This is a genomic window from Microbispora sp. NBC_01389 (genome assembly GCF_045040095.1).
Classification (GTDB): domain Bacteria; phylum Actinomycetota; class Actinomycetes; order Streptosporangiales; family Streptosporangiaceae; genus Microbispora.
Genome location: NZ_CP109552.1, coordinates 2,272,617 through 2,291,743 on the forward strand (window position 1 = coordinate 2,272,617; position 19,127 = coordinate 2,291,743).

A 19,127-nucleotide genomic window follows, 5' to 3' on the forward strand; every position below is an offset into this window, starting at 1 on the left:
ATCGCCCGACCATGTCAGAAAGCTTCAGGTATCGGGCTGCGATGTCGGCCGACGGCTCGGGCTCTGACCTCGCGACCGTCTCGAATCCCTGCCGGACCGTGGCAGCTCGGTGGGCACCGGACGGCGCATGCACCCATCGGATCGGCATAGGGCCCGGACCGTGCGCGCGTCATGTCCTCACCCGCCGGGTGGTGCGGGGGTTCGGGTGGTGCGGGGGTTGCGGTAGGTGAAGGCCCAGCGGTCGTCGCCGATCTTGCGGCGGGTGTAGCGGGTGGGGTGGCGGTAGCGGTCGCGGTTGTGGAACTGGCAGGCCGGCCCGAGCAGCTTGAGGTCGGTCAGCCCGCCGCTGCACCAGTCGTCGGAATGGTCGATCTGGCACATGGTGGCGGGCAGGGGGCAGCCGTCGACCCAGCAGGTGGCGTAGCGGGCGTAGATGGCCCGGCGCTGGGCCGGGGTGGCCAACCTGACCTTGCGGCCCATGTCCAGGACCTGCCCGGCGGCGTTCATCACGATCCTCACCAGGGTGCTGGTGCGGGCCAGCCGGTGCACGCTGGAGGCGGGCAGCAGGTGCCCGGTCGCCAGGATCAGCCCCGGCAACCCCCGCAACCACACCCCCGGCGGACAGTTCACCCCCACCCCCGGCGGAGCATCCCCTCCCACTCCCGGCGGCACATCGGCTTCCGCCCCCGCCCGGGCATCACTCTCCGCCCGCGCCTCGCCTCCCGGCCACGGCGGAGCATCTGGGCCCGCCCCCGCCCAGGAGCCGCCCCCCAGCCAGGGCTCACCTCCCGGCCAGGTGTCGCTGCCGTGTTCCGCATTCGGCGGAACGTCGTGCTCCGGTGGGGGATCAGGGGCATGCGCCTGCTGCGGGCGTGCCTGCTGCGACCGCCGCGCTCGGTTTCTGTGGTGTCCTCGATCGATCCCCTCTTGTTGAGCGCCGGGGTCGTCGGCGGGGTCGTGTTCAGGGCTGACGGTCGATGACCGACTACCAGGCTCCGCATCCTCTGACTCTTCTCCGGCGGGCTCCTCATTGGTGGGCTCGCCGTCGTCAATGGTGGGCTCCTCGATGGTGGGCTCTCCGTCGTCGCAGGGAGTGCCGCTTGGGGGGTCGTCGGGGAGGGACTCGGCGTTGACCAGCACCAGAAGCTCAGTCACGATCCGGTTCTCCAGGAACGCGATCAACGCATCGGCGTTCCGCACGCTCAGCGTGCGGTCATCACCCTCGGCCTTCGGTTTCGCGTAGACGTCCAGCATGTGCTGCAACCTCGCCGCCACCTCCACCGGCAGATAGAACTCCCCCTCCAGCCCACCACCCCGGCGCCGGCGCACCCGGAAGAACCGGCGATCGAAATCCGCCTGCTCGTCCCTCTCATGCCCGTCGGGGTCCAGCACCGCCCGCAGATACCGCCCCGCCTTCGCCACCTCCGCCGCACCCGCCGCAGCGGCCAACTCCAGCAAAATCCGCTCAGCCGTCGCCGCCTGCTCATCGGTCAACCCGGCGGTGGCCGTGCAGATCGCCTCCACCACCCCCTCCGCCAGACCGCCATCCGCGAACAGGCGGCGCACCTCAGAAAGACGGGGCAGCTCCATGCTCATCGTCAGCAGGCGCCCTGCCCCCGCAGGGGTCATCCCGCCAGCAGAGCGCAACCACAACTTGGTGGACGCATGCCCGTGGTGCTTCGCCTCCCCGGCCCGGTGAACACGCCCGACCCGGGCCGCCAACGCCGAAGTGATCCGGTCACGGGCCGCAAGCAACTCCTCGGCCTCAGCCAGACACACACCCGCGTCCTCAGGCACCGGCACCAACGCCACCGCCCGCGCCGCCTCGACAAGAGCCGCCACCGCCACCCACGACGACGACCCCGCACCAGAAACATCGCCCAAAGCACCACCAGAAGCACCACCGAAGGCACCATCAGACGCGCCACCTGGCGCACCACCAGGCGCGCTGCCGCCATCCCGATCACACCCTGCGTCCCGATCCCGGCTCGCCTCACCCGGGCCGGCGCCGGTGGCGCCGTCAGGCGCACCGGCGGAAGCGCCGGCAGGAGCACCGCCGCAAGCGCTACCCGGAGCGTCGGCGAGAGCATTCGCCTTCACCTGGCCCTCGCTACGGCTCGCGTACTCGCGCGGCTCGCGAACGACGATCGGGACATATTCATGGGCGGCCGAACCCTCGGAAGACCACAGCGGCGAGCCGGCCGTGAGCCGATCCCACCAGTCGGCGTCCTTGCCAATCGAACGACGAGGGCGGTCAGAACCGCCATCGAACAAGTCCATCCCACCTCCTCCGTCGATTCGAAAGCATGTATGAATTCTCCCATGCCTGCCTGCGGTAGACACCTCTGAGCTGGTGATTTGTTGGCGTCACAGGTGAGCTGCCTACCGGGGTCAGAGCCGAGGGCCGATCGGGGCTGGGCACGGCGCGCGCAGTGCGAGGGCCGCGGGACGTGCCGGTGTGATGGACGCATGCGTGCCTGTGACTCATGCGTGCCTGTGACTCATGCGTGCCTGTGACGGAGGCGTGCCAGTGGCGGACGTGCGCCGACGTGACGAACGTGCCGCCGAGTCCGCCGTCCAGTGGTGGCCGGTCCCGTCCGGCACGGTCGCGGCGCGTACGGACGGGGCGGCGGCGCGCCCGGAACCGCCCGCGCCGACAGATCCCGCGCCGGTGTAGATCTGGGTCGGACGAGCCGGGGCGGACGAGCCGGGGCGACGAGCCGGTTCAGATGAGCACGTGGGGCTCGGGGTTGCCGGCGAAGCAGAACTGGGCGTTGCGGGTCAGCTTGTAGTCCGCGGCCTGCCAGGTGTGGGCGGTGGCGTCGGAGCCGCGCATGTAGATGAAGTTGTAGCGGTCGGCCGAGTAGATCCGGACGCCCTCTTCCTTGCACCGCCGTACGAGCCGGGTGTCCTCGCCGGCGTTGACCGCCTCGAACGGGAACGCCCGCAGCAGGTCGGTCCTGGCCAGGATCGTCGCCCCCTGGATGAGATGGGCGTAACGGTGCTCCAGCCCGGGCAGGCGGAAGATCGTGACGTCCTGGTCGGGGAAGTAGGTGTAGTGGGCGCCCTTGCCGACCATCTCGGCGTCGGCGTAGTCGAAGGACCGCACCAGGTCGGACAGGTAGTGCTCGCCGTAGATGTTGTCGTCGTCCATCTTCGAGATCAGCTCGCCGTCGGCGTGGGCGATGCCGTGGTTGAGCACCTCGCCGAGCGTCCAGGACGGGTCGGCGGTGAGCACCTTCACGGCCGGGATGCCCGCCGCGAGCGCCTTGTCGCGCACGACCGCAGGGTCCTCCGACAGGCCGTGCATGACCAGCACGAGCTCAAGGTCGCGGTGCCGCTGCCGGGCCACCTGGGTGATCGCGTGTTCGAGCTGGCCGGCCCGGTTGGTCGGCAGCACGACGGAGATCGACCGCGAGCGCGACACGACCGGCAGGCCGAGGTCGGTGAGGATCTGGTCGACCCGGTGGGAGAACAGGTGCTTGTCGAACACCTCGCGCATCGCCAGGTGTCCCTGCCGGGCCCGCAGCTCCGGGCTGTTGATGAAGTAGATCGCCCGGTTGTACGCCTCCTCCTGCGAGTGCGCGACCGGGATCAGCGGGCCGAACGTCTCCTCGATGGCCCGCGACCACCCCGACAGCACGGTGGTCGAGCAGGCCGACAGCTCGAAGACGCGCCGGGCGCACATGGTCGGCGAGTCGATCACCGAGTTCACGTTCAGGAAGACCTTGTACATCTTGTACGCCGCCAGCATCTGCTCGTACGGCAGTTCGCCGGCGATGTGGGGGCGGTACTCCTCCGGCCAGGCGTACTTGTCGGCGACCGTGCCGTTCCTGGCGAAGATGTGCAGGCCGAGGGGGCGTACGGGCGCGAGGATCGTCTCCATCTGCTCGCGCCGCTCGGGGTGCTTGTCGCGGAAGTACATGCCGGCGAAGACGACGTCGTACGGCCGGCCCTGCTTGGTCTGGATCGGGTTGTGGATCCGCGGCTGGGCGGCGAACTGCAGCGCGCCGACACGGTCATGACCCAGCGTCTCGCGATATTTCGGGATCATGTCGCCGTCGCACGTGTACACGTGGTCGAACAGCTTGGCCGTCTCGATGAAGAAGTCGAAGTTGGGCGGGTCCTCCTTGTTCCAGAAGACCGTGGGGATGCCCTCCTCCCGGCACCAGGCGATCAGGTCGCGCAACTCCTGCTTGGGCGCGTTGGTCCCGGTCATCTGGTAACGCCAGCGGCCCTGGTTGCCGTGCCAGGCCGACTCGCAGAACAGCATCTCGGGACGCCGCTCCGCGAAGATCTCGCGCCAGTCCTGCAGCCCGAACTCGATCTGGTCCCATTCGTACGTGAACGCCATGCGGGAGAAGTCGTCGAGGATCACCGCGACGCGCATGCCGGGGCGTACGACCGGGCCGTCGGGCCACTGGAGGGTCGGGATCTTGACCTCGGGACCCCGCGCCTCGGCCGCGGCGGCGACCTCGATCGCGGACGGCGGCGCCTTCGGCGCCTTCCTGCCGTCCTTCATCGCCTTGCTGAGGTCGCGCGGCAGCCGGACGATCTTCTTGGGCCTGGCCGCGTTCGTCAGCACCTGCGCGACCCGGTACGGCTTCTGGGTCTGGGTGGCCTGGAGCCGCCAGAGCGCGTAGTCGGCGCGGGCCTCCTGGTAGGCGAGCCGGTTCTCCAGGTCGCGGATGCGCGCCTCGTACTGCTCGACGTGCTTGCGCTCCTCGGGCAGCCAGTTCACCGGCCCCAGCCGCTGGAAACGCAGCTCTTCAGGAGTCTCGTCGGTCTCAGCCATGCTTCCCCCCTCGAAGGAAGAGTCATCGTACGGCTGTCGCCGCCGCCTTTATGCCGAAATAGGGGATTTAGCGGGTCATTCGCCGGGCGCTAGCGCGCCTGGCCCTTGGCGGCGGGGGAGAGGTTGTCGCCGCGCAGCCAGGCGTCGATGACGCGGGCGATTCTCGGCCCGGCGGCGCCGTCCCAGAGCGGCGGCAGTTCACCGCTCGGGGTGGCCGCGCCGTCCGCGAGCGCCTTCGACGCGGCGGCGGGCAGCGCCGCCGGGGTCACGAGCCGGTTCGTCCCGTGGGTCACGGTGATCGGCCGCTCGGTGTTCGGCCGTACGGTCAGGCACGGGACGCCCAGCATGGTCGTCTCCTCCTGCACGCCGCCGGAGTCGGTCACCACCAGGGCGGCGCCCCGGACCAGCGACAGGAAGTCCACGTAACCCAGCGGGTCCACGATCCGCAGCCCGTCGCGGTCGACCAGGCCGGCCTCCGCGAGGCGCTGCCGGCCGCGGGGATGCAGCGGCACGATCACCGGCACCTGCTCGGCCACCCCGAGCACCGCGTCGACCAGTTCGCGGGCGGTCTCGGGGTCGTCCACGTTCGCCGGGCGGTGCAGCGTCGCCACGGCGTACCGCCCGGTGATCCCGAGGCGCTCCCGCACCGGCGCCGGGTCGAGCGAGGGCAGTGCGGCGAACAGGCTGTCGATCATCGGGTTGCCGACGAGGTGCACCTTCGCCGGGTCCACGCCCTCGTTGGCGAGGTGCGCCAGCGCGTCCGGCGAGGTGGCGAACAGCAGGTCCGACAGCGCGTCGGTGACGATCCGGTTGACCTCCTCCGGCATCCCCCGGTCGAAGGAGCGCAGGCCCGCCTCGACGTGCGCGGTCGGCACGCCCAGCTTGGCGCAGACCAGGATCGCCGCGAGCGTGGAGTTCACGTCGCCGTAGACGACCACGAGCGCCGGGCGGTGCTCCAGGACGACGTCCTCCAGCCCCGTGAGGAGGGCCGCCGTCTGCCGCGCGTGGGTGCCGCTGCCGACGCCGAGGTTCGCGATCGGCTCGGGCAGCCCGAGGTCGGCGAAGAACACATCCGACATCAGCGCGTCGTAGTGCTGGCCTGTGTGGATGATGCCCTGCCGCACGCCGAGCGCGGCCAGTCCTTTGACGACGGGGGCCGCCTTGACGAAGTTGGGCCGGGCGCCCAAAACGTGCAGGACGAGGGGGTGGTCTCTCATCTACCTCGCCTTTCACTTAACCTTTGGACAAACGTTGCCTATGGTACGGTCGCGCCGTGGAAACCGAGGCCAACAAGCCGGTAAAGGTCGTGTCCGCCGCTTCCGCGAAGGCCGGCCTCGGCGGCTTCCTCCGGGGGTTCGCGAAGAACCCCGTCATCGTCTCCCGGATCATCGCCGGCAAGGTCAAATCCGACCCGATGCGGGTCGCCCAGGCGGCCGCCGACGCGATGCCGGCCGGTGTGCGCCCGTTCGTCGGCCGCGTCGCCTGGCCCGCCGCCCGCTTCGTCAAGGTCCGTACGCGCAGGATCCTGCAGCGTGCCGCCAAGGGCCCGCTGCAGGAGGCGAAGGCGCACTTCGACGCCGGGCGGATGTCCGAGTCGGTCAGGGTGCTCCAGGCGCAGTCGCGGTGGCCGTTCGTCCGCCGCAGGATCGCCTACTACGAGGGCGAGCTCGCCGCGCTGGGCCCGGACCCGATCCCGCCGAAGCCCAAAGTCATCATGGGCGAGCGCGTGCCCGGCCGGGTGCTGCACATGGTCACCAACGCGCTGCCGTACACGCAGGCGGGATACACGGTGCGCACCCACCGCATCGTCACCGCGCAGCGGGCGGCCGGGCTCGACCCGCACGTCGTGACGAGCTGGGGCTGGCCGATGCTCCAGGGGCACACCGACGCCGAGCCGTACGAGGAGATCGACGGGGTCCCCTACTACCGGCTGCTGCCCAAGGACGACGTGCCGTTCGAGACGCAGGGCCGGATGATCCGCGGCGCCGCGGACGTGTCGGAGCTGGTCCGCACGCTCCGCCCGCAGGTCCTGCACGCGGCCACCGACCACCGCAACGGCTCGGTCGCGCTCGCCGTTCGCGAGCGGACGAACACGCCCTTCGTGTACGAGGTGCGCGGCTTCCTGGAGGAGACCTGGGTCTCCCGGGACCCGGCCCGGGTCGGCAGCGAGCGGCACGTCCTGCAGCGCGAGCGTGAGGCGCGCATCATGCGCGAGGCCGACGCGGTCGTCACGCTCGCCGAGACCATGGCCGTCGAGATCATGGAGCGCGGCGTCCCCCGGGAGCGCATCTTCCTCGCGCCCAACGCGGTGGACGACTCCCTGCTGACCGCCGACTACGACGGCGAGACGTTCCGCGAGCGCTACGGCGTCGGCCGCGGCGAGATCGTCGTGGGCTCGGTGTCGAGCATCGTGGGCTACGAGGGCTTCGCCACCCTGCTGGACGCCGCCGCGCTGCTGCGCGACGCCGGGACGCCGGTGCGGGTGCTCCTCGTCGGCGACGGCGCGGAGCGGCCCGCCCTGCTCGAACAGGTCGAGCGGCTCGGCCTGAGGGACGCGATCCTGCCCGGCCGGGTCGGCCCGGACGAGGCGCTGCAGGCCCAGGCGGCCATCGACGTCTTCGTCTGCCCGCGCGCGGATCTGCGCGTGTGCCGCCTGGTCACGCCGCTGAAGCCGGTCGAGGCGATGGCGCTGGGCAAGCCGGTCGTGCTCAGCGACCTGCCCGCGCTGTCGGAGCTCGTCGGTGGCGAGGGCGCCGGTCTGCTGGTGCCGCCCGGCGATCCGGCCGCGCTCGCCAAGGGGCTGGCCGCGCTGCGCGACGATCCGGAGCGCCGCCGGGTCATGGGTGAGGCCGGCCGGGCCGAGGTCGCCGCGCACCGGACCTGGAGCAGCCTGGCCCGGACCTACCGGGCGATCTACCAGTCACTGACCGAAAACCGATAGAACGCACGAAGTCCGATGTGTTGCATCAGGCGTGCATGGTGCCGAGTTGAGATAACCTTTGCCACCATGAAGTGTTGTTCCCGCCCTCAGGCCGCATCGTGACCGCCTTCGATCTCACGATCATCGGGCTGGGATACGTCGGCATGCCGCTGGCCAAGGAGGCCACGGCGGCCGGTCTGCGGGTGGCCGGTCTGGACGTCGACCCCCGCAAGGTGGACGCGCTCAACGCCGGCCGCTCCTACATCGACGACCTGACGGACGCCGACCTCGACGCGATGCTCGCGGCGGGTTTCACCGCCACGCTGGACGCGTCGGTGCTGTCGCGGTCGAACGTGATCGTCATCTGCGTCCCGACGCCGCTGGACGAGGACCACCGTCCCGACCTGTCGGCCGTCGAGGGCGCCAGCCGGGCCGTTGCCGAGCGCCTTCAGGCGGGCACGCTCGTCGTGCTGGAGTCCACCACGTGGCCCGGCACCACCGACGAGCTCGTACGGCCGATCCTGGAGGAGTCCGGGCTCACCGCGGGCGGCGACTTCCACCTGGCGTTCTCGCCGGAGCGGATCGACCCGGGCAACCCGAAGTTCGGCCTGCGCAACACTCCCAAGGTCGTCGGCGGCTACACCGCGGCCTGCAAGGAGCGGGCGGTCGCCTTCTACGCCCAGTTCGTCGAGCGGGTCGTGCCGGTCAGCGGCACCCGCGAGGCGGAGATGGCAAAGCTGCTGGAGAACACCTACCGGCACGTCAACATCGCCCTCGTCAACGAGATGGCGATCTTCTGCGACGAGCTCGGGGTGAACCTCTGGGAGGCCATCGAGGCGGCCTCCACCAAGCCGTTCGGGTACCAGAAGTTCCTGCCCGGCCCCGGCGTCGGCGGGCACTGCATCCCCGTCGACCCCTCGTACCTGTCGTACACCGTGCGCAAGCTCGGCTATCCCTTCCGCTTCGTCGAGCTCGCCCAGGAGATCAACGAGCGGATGCCGTCGTACGTGGTGGCCCGGGTGCAGCGGCTGCTCAACCGGGCCCGCAAGCCGGTGAACGGGTCGCGCGTGCTGCTCCTCGGCGTGACGTACAAACCGGACATCGCCGACGAGCGGGAGACGCCCGCGATCCCGGTGGCCGAGGCGCTGCTGGAGCTGGGCGCGGAGCTGTCGTTCTGCGACCCGTACGTGAAGGAATGGTCGGTCGAGGGCAGGGCGATCCCCCGCGAGGAGGACCTGCGGCCGGCCGTGGCCGCCGCGGACGTGGTGGTCCTGTTGCAGCAGCACGCGGCGTTCGACCTGGACGTGGTGGAGGACCACGCCCTTCTCGTCCTGGACACTCGTGGCGTGCTGGCCACGAGCGAACGCGTCGAGCGGCTGTAGGAAGGGTCGCGCCGTGCACGTGCTCGTCATGACGGTGGTGCATCACCCCGAGGACGCCCGGATCCTGCACCGGCAGATCCGGGCGCTCGTCGATGCCGGTCATGAGGTCACGTACGCCGCGCCGTACACCGCGCGGGGAGTCGTGCCGCGCTCGTGGGTGACCGGAGTCGACCTGCCGAGGGCCGCCGAGCGGCGGCGCCTGTCGGCGGTGCGGGCGGCCCGCAAGCTCTTCAAGAGCATGCGCGGGAAGGTCGACCTGGCGCTCATCCACGACCCCGAGCTGCTGTTCGCCGTCGCCGGGGTGCGCAAGAGCCCGCCGGTGGTCTGGGACGTGCACGAGGACACCCCCGCGACGCTGTCGCTCAAGCCGTGGCTGCCGGCGTTCCTGCGCCCGCCGACGCGGTACCTCGCCCGGCTCCTGGAGGGCACCGCCGAGCGCCGGATGCACCTGCTGCTGGCCGAGGCGGCGTACGCGGGCCGGTTCCGGCAGCGGCACCTGGTGGTGCCGAACGAGACCTGGGTGCCCGACAGTGTCAGCCCGCCCGGCGACGACCGGGTGGTCTACCTGGGCTGGCTGTCGGAGGCCCGGGGCGTGCGGGAGGCCGTCGAGGTGGCCCGCGTGCTCCAGCCGCACCGGGTGGCCGTGGAGCTGATCGGGTACGCCGACCCGCAGAGCAGGCCGCTGCTGAACGAGGCCGTCGCGCAGGGCGTGCTGGAGTGGCGCGACTTCATGCCGAACGACGAGGCGCTCAAGCGGCTCGACGGCGCGCTCGCGGGGCTGTCGCTGCTGCACGACGAGCCCAACTACCGCCACTCCATGCCCACGAAGATCGTGGAGTACATGGCCCACGGCATCCCGGTCATCACCACCCCCTCGCCGCGGGCCGTCGAGCTCGTGGAGCGTTACGAGTGCGGCATGGTCGTCCCGTGGCGGGACCCGCAGGCCGTGGCGCGCGCGGTGCTCCAGCTCAGGGACAACCCGTTCGAACGGCGCGGCACCGGCGGGCGCGGTTACGCCGCCGCGCGGGCGCACCACCACTGGCCCAACTCGGCACGTCGTTTCGTCGACCAGCTGGAAGCGTGGGCCGGCGTCAAGAGCTGAAGCCCCGGTGAACACTTCGGCGTGACAAGTTCGACGAACGACGGGCGGGTAGTGTCCTGAAAGTGCGCTGGCTCACCTTCATCCTGGGTGTGGCGATCCTCGCGGGTGTCGCGTCCGTCGTGATCGTCCTGCGGGACGGGAGCTCCGATCCGGGCGCCGCCGGGGCCGGGCAGGCCCTCTCCGGGGCGACCGAGAGCCCCAGCCCGTCCCCCGCGCACAGCGAGTTCACCGATCCCTGCGGCACCTTCGACACCGCCGCGGCCACGCCGTACGCCGTGATGGGGTACTGGCTCATCCCGACCTCGGACCCGTGCACCTGGCGGCGCCAGCTCCAGGCCATCCACCGCCTCGGCGGGGACACCGTCGTACGCCTCGGCTTCGGCCTGTCGCCGCGCCAGACGGACGAGGACGGGCAGGTGCTCCAGCCGGCGGACGGCAAGGAGACGGAGAAGACCCCGCCGGCCGACAAGCGGTACGCCGTCTGCGTGGAGAGCGGGCGCAGCTGCATGAAGGCGGCGGAGCAGGAGCTCCGGGCCGCCAACCCCGGCAACCGCATCAGCTGGACGTACGTCTACCGCACCGACGAGCAGTTCGGGCCCGGCATCTTCCGCTGCCCGCAGGTGGAACGGAAGATCGTCGTGAACGGCGCCGTCTTCTACCGGCTCATCGCGCCGGAGGACGGCTCCGACGACCCCACCTGCGACTTCACCACCAAGGGGCGGGCCTACCACCTGATCCTCGTCTCGGCGGGCGAGCAGGACAGCCTCAGCGAGCTGCTCGACCTCGGCGACCGGTTCGGCATCCGGGTCTTCCCCGCGCTGCCCCTCGCGCCGCGCGACCCGGCCGAGTCCACCCGCGCCGACCCGCGGCACATCGGCACGCTCACCACCCTGACCCGGCGGATCCTGCAGGACTACGGCAACCGCTTCGGCGACCGCCAGTCGCTGGGCGGCGTCTACCAGCCGTTCGAGCTGCAGCTCAGGGACTGGCCCGACCCCGCCAAGGTCCAGACGCTCCAGGTGTACGCCGAGCAGCACCGGATCGTCGAGCAGGAACTGCCCGGCAAGCCCATCCTGGTCAGCCCGTACATCGACAGCCGCAGGCGGCTGAAGTACACCTCCACGCCGGCGCAGGTCGCCGCGGGCTTCAAGGCCCTCGCCCGGACCGGGGTGGAGATCATCGCCCCGCAGGACGGCCGGGGCACGGGCAAGGTCGGCCTGTTCTGGCCCAACTGGAAGAACAAGCCGGTGGACGACCGGCTCAAGCCGGTCGTCGGCGAGAGCACCTACGCCACGGCCTACTACGGCGGCACCCGGGACTACTACCGCGAGATGTCCAAGGCGCGGGCGCAGCTTGCCGAGGAGGGCGTGGAGGTGGAGCTGTGGGCCAACGTGGAGGCCTTCGAGCCGTCCTCGACCGAGAACTGCGGCCGTCAGGGCACCCGGGGCAGGACCGACAAGCCCCGGCTCGACACCCAGGTCACGCTGGCCGGGCCGTACGTCTCGAAGGTCATCTCGTACATGTGGAGTGACTTCTTCACCTGCGGCTCGCCGTCGCTGTCGGAGCAGATCGCCGAGGACTGGGACCGGCCGATCCCGGTGGAGGCGCAGCGGCGCGAACGCCAGATCCAGGACGGCCTGGAGATCCGCGGCTACCACCTCGGCGACGCGAAGGTCACGCTGAGCTGGCCCGGGCTGGACACCCCCCGCGTCGTCGACTCGGCGACGGTCGGCTGGCACGACGGCACGCCGATCCCGGGGCTTCCCGCGGGCATCGAGACGATCTGGATCCCGGTGGACTGGGCGACGGTGCCCGGCGACGTGTGGGTGCGGGTGGAGGTCACCTCCGCCGACGGCCGTAAGTCGGCGGAGCCCGTCTACTACCACAACACCGGTTGAGACACCGGCTGAGGACACCGGTTGGGACACCGGGCGACCGGCCGCGTACTGATAGCGTTCGCTCATGATCCCGCGCATCCCGGTCAGCGTGGATCTCGTCGTGCTCACCGTCAGGTCCCAGCAGCTGAGCGCGCTCGTCTGGCGGCGCGACCGGCCGCCCTACGAGGGCAGGTGGGCGCTTTCCGGCGGCTTCATCAAGCTGGAGGAGGACCTGCCGGCCGCCGCCGCCCGGGTGCTCGCCGAGCGGGCGGGCCTGCCCGGCGCCCCGGTGCATCTGGAGCAGTTGCAGACCTACGGCTACCCGGACCGCGACCCCCGCCAGCGGGTCGTCAGCGTCGCCTACCTCGGCCTCGCCCCCGACCTGCCCGCGTCCACCGAGGCGCACATGAGCTGGCAGCCGGTGGCGGAGCTGACCGAGATGGCCTTCGACCACCGCAGGATCATGCTCGACGGCGTGGAGCGGGCGCGGAGCAAGCTGGAGTACACCTCGCTCGGCGCCGCGTTCTGCCCGCCGGAGTTCACCGTCGCGGAGCTCCGCCGCGTGTACGAGATCGTCTGGGGCCGCCCGCTCGACCCCCGCAACTTCCACCGGAAGGTCACCAAGACCGAGGGCTTCCTGGTGCCCACCGGACGCACGACGACCCGGGACGGTGGCCGGCCCGCGATGCTGCACCGCCGAGGCCCGGCCGTGCTGCTGCATCCCCCGATGCTCCGCGCCGGCGCAGCCGCCCCACAGTAATCCGCCTCACAGGGATCTTTCAGGATATATTCCGGCCTATGCTCGCTGCGGCCCCACGCGTCGGCCCCGACGCGCCGGCCATCCTCCGCGGACCGTCGCGGCTGCGCGTTCTCGACCTCCTCCGGTTCTGCGCGGCTCTCGGCGTCGTCCTGTTCCACTTCGGCGAGACCCGCGCGTGGGGCACCCCGAACGCCTTCCCGGCCCTGAGCGCGGTGACCATGTTCGGGGTCTACGGCGTGCGGTTGTTCTTCCTCATCAGCGGGTTCGTGATCCTGATGAGCGCGTGGGGCCGTACGGCCGGGCACTTCGCGGCGTCGCGGATCGCCCGGCTCTACCCGGCGTACTGGGCGAGCGTGCTCGTCCTCGGCGCGCTGGCCGTCGGCGGGCTCATCACGGACCACCGGCCGACGTTCGCCGAGCTGCTGGCCAACCTGACCATGCTCCAGCACGGCCTGCGCGTGCGGGACCTGGAGATCGTCTACTGGACGCTCTGGCAGGAGCTCGTCTTCTACGTGCTCGTCGCGTGCTTCGCCGCGATCGGCATCACCTACCGCCGCTGCCTGGCGTTCCTCGGCGGCTGGGTCTTCCTGCTCGTCGTCGCCGAGCGGGTGGACGCCGACCTCCTCCAGGCCGTGCTGCTGCCGTTCAGCGCACCGTACTTCATCGCGGGCATGGCGTTGTTCCTGATCCACCGCTTCGGCGGATCGACGTTCCCCTGGCTGTTCGTCGGGGCGGGGTGGGCGCTCGCGATCGTGTCGGTGCTGGGGGAGAAGCTCCCGGCGGTCGGCCGGTTCGGCCCGGCGCTGGGGTCCGCGCTCGTCGTCGGCGTGATCTCACTGATCTTCCTGGTGATGGTCGCGGTCGCCGTCGGCGCGCTCGACCGGCTCGACTGGCGGTGGCTGACCGCGCTCGGCGCGCTGACCTACCCCCTGTACCTCTTCCACCACCACGTGGGGTTCCTGCTCATCCAGGTGTTGCACGAGCCGCTCGGCAACCGGCTCGCCCTGCCCGTCGCGACGGCCGCCGCGCTCGCCGTCGCGTACGCCGTGCACCGCGTGGTGGAACGGCCCCTGCAGCCCCGCCTGCGGGCGGCCCTGGAGCGGTCGCTCACGATGGATGTCACGGTGGACGCCAGGGTGGATGTCACGGTGGATGTCACGGCAGCGGTTCCCGTCCCGCCGACGCCGGCGCCGCTCGCGGAGGCGCCGGCCGCCTACTTGCCCCGGGGCGGGTAGATCTCGCCGCCGCGCAGCGTGCGGCCCTGCAGCAGGGTCGTCAGGGTGACGAACTTGTAGTGCTGTTTCTCCAGCTTGGTCAGCACGCCCGGCATCGCCTTGACCGTCTCGGGGACGATGTCGTGCAGCAGGATGACGCCGTCGCGCTTGGCGAGCTTCAACGTCCGCGCGGCGATGACCTTCGTGTTCCTGGCCTGCCAGTCGAGCGTGGATCCCGTCCAGAGGATCTGGGGCAGGCCGAGCTGCGCCGTGAGGCCGGAGATGCGGGCGTTCGTCGCGCCGTTCGGCGGACGCATGATCTCCGGCTTCCTGCCGATCGTCTCGTAGATGACGTCGGAGGTGCTGGTGAGCTCGCTGAGCACCTCCTCGTCGGGCAGCTTGGTCAGGTCGGGATGGTTCCAGGTGTGGTTGCCGATCTCGTGGCCCTCGCGCTCGATCCGCTGCGTGAGCTCGGGGCGGTTGGCCACCTTCCGGCCGAGCAGGAAGAACGTGGCTTTCGCCTTGTGCTTCTTCAGCGTGTCGAGCAGCGCCGGCGTGTAGGGCCACGGGCCGTCGTCGAAGGTGAGCGCGATGCACTTGTACAGGGCGCAGTACGGCTTCGCCGCCTTCACCGTTTTCACCGCCGGAACCGGCGCCGATGCGACCGGGGTGGGAATGGTGCACACACCGGCCACGCAGACGCCGGCCATCGCGATCCTGACTTTCCGCCACATGTCGCGCGATCTTAGTGAATATCGGCGGAGAGGGTAATCAGAGCGCTCGTCAGAGTGGCGGAACGGCGTCCTTGGCCCGCTGGAGGGCGAGCTCGGCCCACCACTGGCCGCCGTACGGCGTGACCACGCCGTACACCGGGTCGGTGGAGCCGCTCTCGCCGCGGGTGCACCGGGCGTCGGAGATCCCGGCCGGGCGCAGCCACAGATACGCGTCCACGAGCGCGTCACCGGTGTCGGTGGTCGGCCGCGCCCCGGCGCCGCGTCCCGGCGGGTTGCACCATTCCTGGGGGTCCTTGTACTTGCCCTCCGGCGGAGTCCACGCGCCCCGGCCGTTCCGGCCCGTGTCGACGACGAAGTGCGGCAGCCCGGCCGCGTCCGTACCCGTATCCGCGCACGTCCCGCTCCCCGACGCCCTGGTTTTGACGCAGGCGGCGAGGCGGGTGCCGTACGCGACGAGCGAGCCGGTCTCCTGGAATCCGGTGGCGTTGAGATAGAAGCCGTCGGCCTGGGCGACGCCCGCCTCGACCAGTCGCGTCGCCATGACCTCCGGCGACGGCCAGCCCTCCAGGCTGCCGTCGAGATAGACGGCGGTGTTCGGCAGCGCGCCGAGGCGTTTCACGGCCGAGGTGAGCATCCGCAGCCTGGCCCGCTGGTCGGCGGCGTCCCCGAGCGAGCACTCCGGGGAGCCCGGCAGTTGCGTGAGGCTGTTGGGCTCCAGCACGAACACCGCCCTGCGGTCGCCGACGGCCGCGGCGACGGCGTCGATCCAGGCGAGGTACTGCGCCGAGCCGGCCGCGCCGCCCTCGTTGCACTGGTGCAGCGGGATGTCGTCGGTGACGAAGACCGGCACGGCGTCCTGCCGCGCGGCGGCCTCCAGCGTGGCGCTCACCGTACGGCCCGCCTGGGCGGCGTTCGCTCCGCTCAGCCACACGGCCCTCGGCACCGCGGCGAGCTTCCGCATCGTCTCGGCGTCGTCACCCCGCCCCGCCGCCGCCCAGGCCTCCGCCTGGCGTGCCTCGTCGCCCGCCGGGTCGGCGTAGAGCCGTACGTCCCGCCCGCGCAGCGGGTTGCCCGAGCCCGCGCCGCCCCCTGTCGTACCGGTCGGGGTCGTGCCGGTCGGGGCAGGGGTGGTCGGGGTCGTGCCGGTCGCGGCCGGGGTGGCGCGCTCGGCGGGGTTCCCGGACGACGGACTCTCCGACGATGCCGTCCGGACGGCGATGACGACTCCCGCCGTCACCAGGAGGGCCGCGACGACGCCCGCGATCCCGAGCAGGACGCCGGGCCCGGGCCGGGACCGGCGGTCCACCGTGTTCCCCGTGTTCCCCGTGTTCCCTGTGCTCCCCGCGACCGTCGGCAGCCCGTTGACCGTCGCCGCCGGGGCAGCGGGGGCGGCCGGTGCGATCGGTGCGATCGGCTCGTGGCCGGTCAGCATCTCGACGAGGCGCTGCGCCGTGGGGCGCTGGGCCGGTTCCTTCGCCAGCGCCAGGTCGACGATCGACCGCAGCCGGGGATCGAGCCCCGAGATCCGCGGAGGATCGTGGAGCACCCGGTAGAGGATGCTCGGGATCGACCCGCCGCTGAACGGCGCGTGCCCGGAGGCGGTGTACGCCACCAGGGCGCCCCAGCCGAAGATGTCGGACGCCGGGGTCAGGCGGTCGCCCTTCGCCTGTTCGGGCGACATGAACGACGGCGTCCCGGCGACGATGCCGCTCATGTCCGCGGTGTTGTCGGTGACCTGGGCGATGCCGAAGTCGATGACCTTGGGGCCGACCGGCGACAGCAGCACGTTCGACGGTTTGAGGTCGCGGTGGATCACCCCCGCGCTGTGGATCGCCTGCAGGGCCACGGCCACGTTGACCGCGACCGCCTCAAGGCTCGATCCCGACAACGGCCCGCGGTCCCGTACGACCTCCTGGAGGGTGGGGCCGGGGACGTACTCGGTCGCGAGGTAGGCGACCTCGCCGTCCAGCCCGGCGCCGAGGACGGCGGCGGTGCAGAAGCGGGCGACCCGCTGTGCGGCGGCCACCTCCCGCTGGAACCGGCGCCGGAAGGCGGGGTCGGCCGCCCACTGCGGGTGGATCACCTTGACGGCGGCCTCCCGGCCGTCGTCGTCCCGGCCGAGATACACCGTGCCCATGCCGCCCTGGCCGAGCCGCCCGAGAATGTGGAAAGGCCCGATGCGCCGGGGCTCGCCGTATCGCGGTCCGTCACCCTCAGCGCCGCTTGTCATGTTTTTCCCCGATCGCCGGTTCAGGCGCGATCCTAACCAAAATCGGCGTCCGAAAGCGGCGTACAGCGGGCGTCAAGCACATTGAAAGCGGCCTGCGACAAAGTGAGCCCAACAAACAGAGGAAAGGAACCCCGCAATGGCGCTCACCCGCTCTCTGGCCGGCATCACGCTGGCGGCCGGCATCTTCGCGCTCGCCCCGCTGGCCACCGTCACCGCCGCCTCCGCCACTGAGGCCACCGAGGCCGCCGCCACCCAGGCCGCGTTCAAGCCCTTCGGGCCGTACTTCGCGGCGGGCTCGAAGGCCAAGGTGAGCGGTTCCCTGACGGCCGCGGCCAAGGACGACCCCAGCGCGGCCGCGCCGTGGGTCAAGGTCTCCGGCAGCGTCGTCGACCGGACCCGCTCCTCGTCCGCCTGCGGCTGGGCGCTCTTCCGCGTCAGCTGGTTCGACTCCTCCAACACGCCGCACCTGGCCCACCGCAACTACCGCACCTGCTCCTACAACGTGAAGAAGAACTTCGCCTTCACGATGAAGAACGTCGGGGAGGTCGAGCTCAAGGTCTGCTCCGAGGGCAAGGCCGCCAAGCCGTCGCTCAACTGCCAGTACGCCGGCACCTGGAAGACGCTGTACGCCTACTACAAGTGAACTCCTCCCCGGCCTGAAGGCCGGAGATTCTCCCGTCACGTCGCGGTCAGGCGGCGCGCGGGGGTTGACGCTTCGCGGACCGGGCAGCCCCGAGGTCTCCACGTCCTGACACCGCAGTTCCTGCGGCGTTGCGTATGTTGATCGCGGCGTTGGTGTCGGCATGCCCGGCCCACCCGCACGCGGGATTCACGCATGAGAACCGGGTGCCGTCCCGGGCCGCCGGATCGCGGTGACCGCACCGGTGGCAGGTCTGCGACGTTCCCGCGGCGGGAACCTTCACCACCAGACCGCCGCGATCACGGGTTTTGTACTCCAGCAAGGTGACCGTCCGGCCCCACGCCTGCCCGACGATGGCGCGGTTCAGCCCCGCCTTCTGCCGCACGTTCCGGCCAGGTTGGTCGACCGTGCCCTTGGCGGAGCGGACCATGTTCGTGATCGTCAGGTCTTCCACCACGACCACGCCGAAGGCGCGCGCGAGTTCGGTGGTGGTCTGGTGCTGCCAGTTCAAGGCTCGGCGCTTGGCTGTCGCGCGGAGCCGGGCGATCCGGTCATAGGTGCGGGCCAGCCGTCTGGACGCAGGCCGGCCGGGAGTACGGGTGCGGCGCTGGCGGGCCGACTTCTTCTCAAGCCGGCGCAGGCGTTGTTTCTCGCCGTCGCGCAGCCAGGGCCCGTGCTCGCGCGTGGTGCCGTCCGACAGGGCCAGGGCGACGGTGATTCCCCGGTCGATCCCGACCCGCTCGCCCCGGTGGGCGACCGGGGCAGGCACCTGGCGTTCGGCCCGGAACACGATCTGCCACCCGAAGGCGTCCTTGACCAGCCGAGCTCCGGTGATCCGCCCGGCCGGGCCGCCCCTGGTGACGCCGGGCAGATCCCTGGTCCACCGGAACCGCACCCGCCCGACCTTGGGGAGACTGACCGCGCCCCACCGCCGATTCAGCCGCGTGATGTTCAGGTCGCGGGCCTGCGGCACATCCACGGCCGGCCGGGTTCGCAACCGGCTCTTGAACGTGGGCCGTCCGGCGGGATGGGCGGGGTTGAAGAAGTTCGACCACGCCTGCCGGTAGGTTTTCAGCACCGCTTGCGCCGCCTGGGCGGGCAACCGCCCCATCCAGTCGATCTCCCGGCGGGCCGCCCGGATCGCCGCGTCGCAGTCCTTCACCGTCGCCAACCGGCCCTGCCGGAAGGTGCAGAACTCATGCAGCACGTTCCACAACGCGCGGGCGGTGTGCGCCTGACCGTCCAGCACCGCCACCTGGGCGGCACTGAGGTCGAGCCGCGCCACATGCGCCCGCGCCTGCCCGGCCACCTCCACGCCCTGATCGTACCCCCGGGTTTACGCCACCGTGACGGAATCCACACCGTGAGTCACCCCTCGATCTGCGGCGCGGGCGGCCAACCGCATGAAGGGGCGTCTCGGGCGGATCCCCAGCGAGATATACAGCGCTCCCGTCCGCTGGTACCCGTGGAGCG

13 protein-coding genes are annotated in these 19,127 nt (G+C 71.2%); 7 read left to right on the top strand and 6 right to left on the bottom strand.

Translation table 11 applies throughout. The annotated features are described in order from the left end of the window. Positions 1-177 precede the first annotated feature (177 nt). From OG344_RS10250 to wecB, 3 genes are all read right to left on the bottom strand, one after another. A complete protein-coding gene (locus OG344_RS10250) occupies positions 178-2,280 on the bottom strand; it encodes a DUF222 domain-containing protein (RefSeq protein WP_405088011.1) in 2,103 nt (700 codons plus the stop codon). Positions 2,281-2,725: 445 nt separating this feature from the next. Beyond that, positions 2,726-4,795 (bottom strand): glycosyltransferase, encoded by a 2,070-nt coding sequence (locus OG344_RS10255; RefSeq protein ID WP_405088012.1) that lies wholly within the window; start codon positions 4,793-4,795, stop codon positions 2,726-2,728. Positions 4,796-4,884: 89 nt separating this feature from the next. Continuing rightward, the gene (gene wecB / locus OG344_RS10260) at positions 4,885-6,012 is read right to left on the bottom strand and encodes a non-hydrolyzing UDP-N-acetylglucosamine 2-epimerase (RefSeq protein WP_405088013.1); all 1,128 of its coding nucleotides are present in this window, start codon (positions 6,010-6,012) and stop codon (positions 4,885-4,887) included. A 56-nt stretch (positions 6,013-6,068) separates the two neighbouring features. On the opposite strand from wecB, the gene OG344_RS10265 reads away from it, so the two are divergent. From OG344_RS10265 to OG344_RS10290, 6 genes are all read left to right on the top strand, one after another. After that, positions 6,069-7,736: a glycosyltransferase family 4 protein gene (locus tag OG344_RS10265; RefSeq protein WP_405088014.1), complete on the top strand. Its 1,668-nt coding sequence runs from the start codon at positions 6,069-6,071 to the stop codon at positions 7,734-7,736. 98 nt (positions 7,737-7,834) lie between these two features. After that, positions 7,835-9,097 carry a nucleotide sugar dehydrogenase gene (locus OG344_RS10270; protein WP_405089068.1) on the top strand — a complete coding sequence of 421 codons (1,263 nt, stop codon included), beginning with the start codon at positions 7,835-7,837 and terminating at the stop codon, positions 9,095-9,097. A 13-nt stretch (positions 9,098-9,110) separates the two neighbouring features. After that, positions 9,111-10,199, top strand: coding sequence for a glycosyltransferase (locus tag OG344_RS10275; RefSeq protein WP_327049006.1), 1,089 nt, complete (start codon positions 9,111-9,113; stop codon positions 10,197-10,199). A gap of 62 nt (positions 10,200-10,261) precedes the next feature. After that, entirely contained in the window at positions 10,262-12,097 is a 1,836-nt protein-coding gene (locus tag OG344_RS10280; RefSeq protein WP_405088015.1) for a DUF4434 domain-containing protein, read from the top strand. A 64-nt stretch (positions 12,098-12,161) separates the two neighbouring features. Continuing rightward, positions 12,162-12,836: an NrtR DNA-binding winged helix domain-containing protein gene (locus OG344_RS10285; RefSeq protein WP_111700359.1), complete on the top strand. Its 675-nt coding sequence runs from the start codon at positions 12,162-12,164 to the stop codon at positions 12,834-12,836. A 38-nt stretch (positions 12,837-12,874) separates the two neighbouring features. Further along, positions 12,875-14,071 (top strand): acyltransferase family protein, encoded by a 1,197-nt coding sequence (locus OG344_RS10290; RefSeq protein ID WP_405088016.1) that lies wholly within the window; start codon positions 12,875-12,877, stop codon positions 14,069-14,071. On the opposite strand, the gene OG344_RS10295 is transcribed toward OG344_RS10290, so the two are convergent. Both OG344_RS10295 and OG344_RS10300 read right to left on the bottom strand, forming a co-directional pair. Then, positions 14,050-14,784, bottom strand: a complete 735-nt coding sequence (locus OG344_RS10295) for a polysaccharide deacetylase family protein (RefSeq protein ID WP_405088017.1) — start codon at positions 14,782-14,784, stop codon at positions 14,050-14,052. The two genes, OG344_RS10290 and OG344_RS10295, sit on opposite strands and share 22 nt — an antisense overlap. Positions 14,785-14,833: 49 nt before the next feature. After that, a complete protein-coding gene (locus OG344_RS10300; protein ID WP_405088018.1) occupies positions 14,834-17,014 on the bottom strand; it encodes a glycoside hydrolase family 6 protein in 2,181 nt (726 codons plus the stop codon). Between the two features lie 136 nt (positions 17,015-17,150). Here OG344_RS10300 and OG344_RS10305 point away from each other — a divergent pair, with 136 nt between their 5' ends. After that, positions 17,151-17,657 (top strand): hypothetical protein, encoded by a 507-nt coding sequence (locus tag OG344_RS10305; RefSeq protein ID WP_405088019.1) that lies wholly within the window; start codon positions 17,151-17,153, stop codon positions 17,655-17,657. Between the two features lie 46 nt (positions 17,658-17,703). Here the strand turns inward: OG344_RS10305 and OG344_RS10310 are convergent, their stop codons facing one another. Beyond that, positions 17,704-18,969: an RNA-guided endonuclease InsQ/TnpB family protein gene (locus OG344_RS10310; RefSeq protein ID WP_405088020.1), complete on the bottom strand. Its 1,266-nt coding sequence runs from the start codon at positions 18,967-18,969 to the stop codon at positions 17,704-17,706. Positions 18,970-19,127 lie beyond the last annotated feature (158 nt).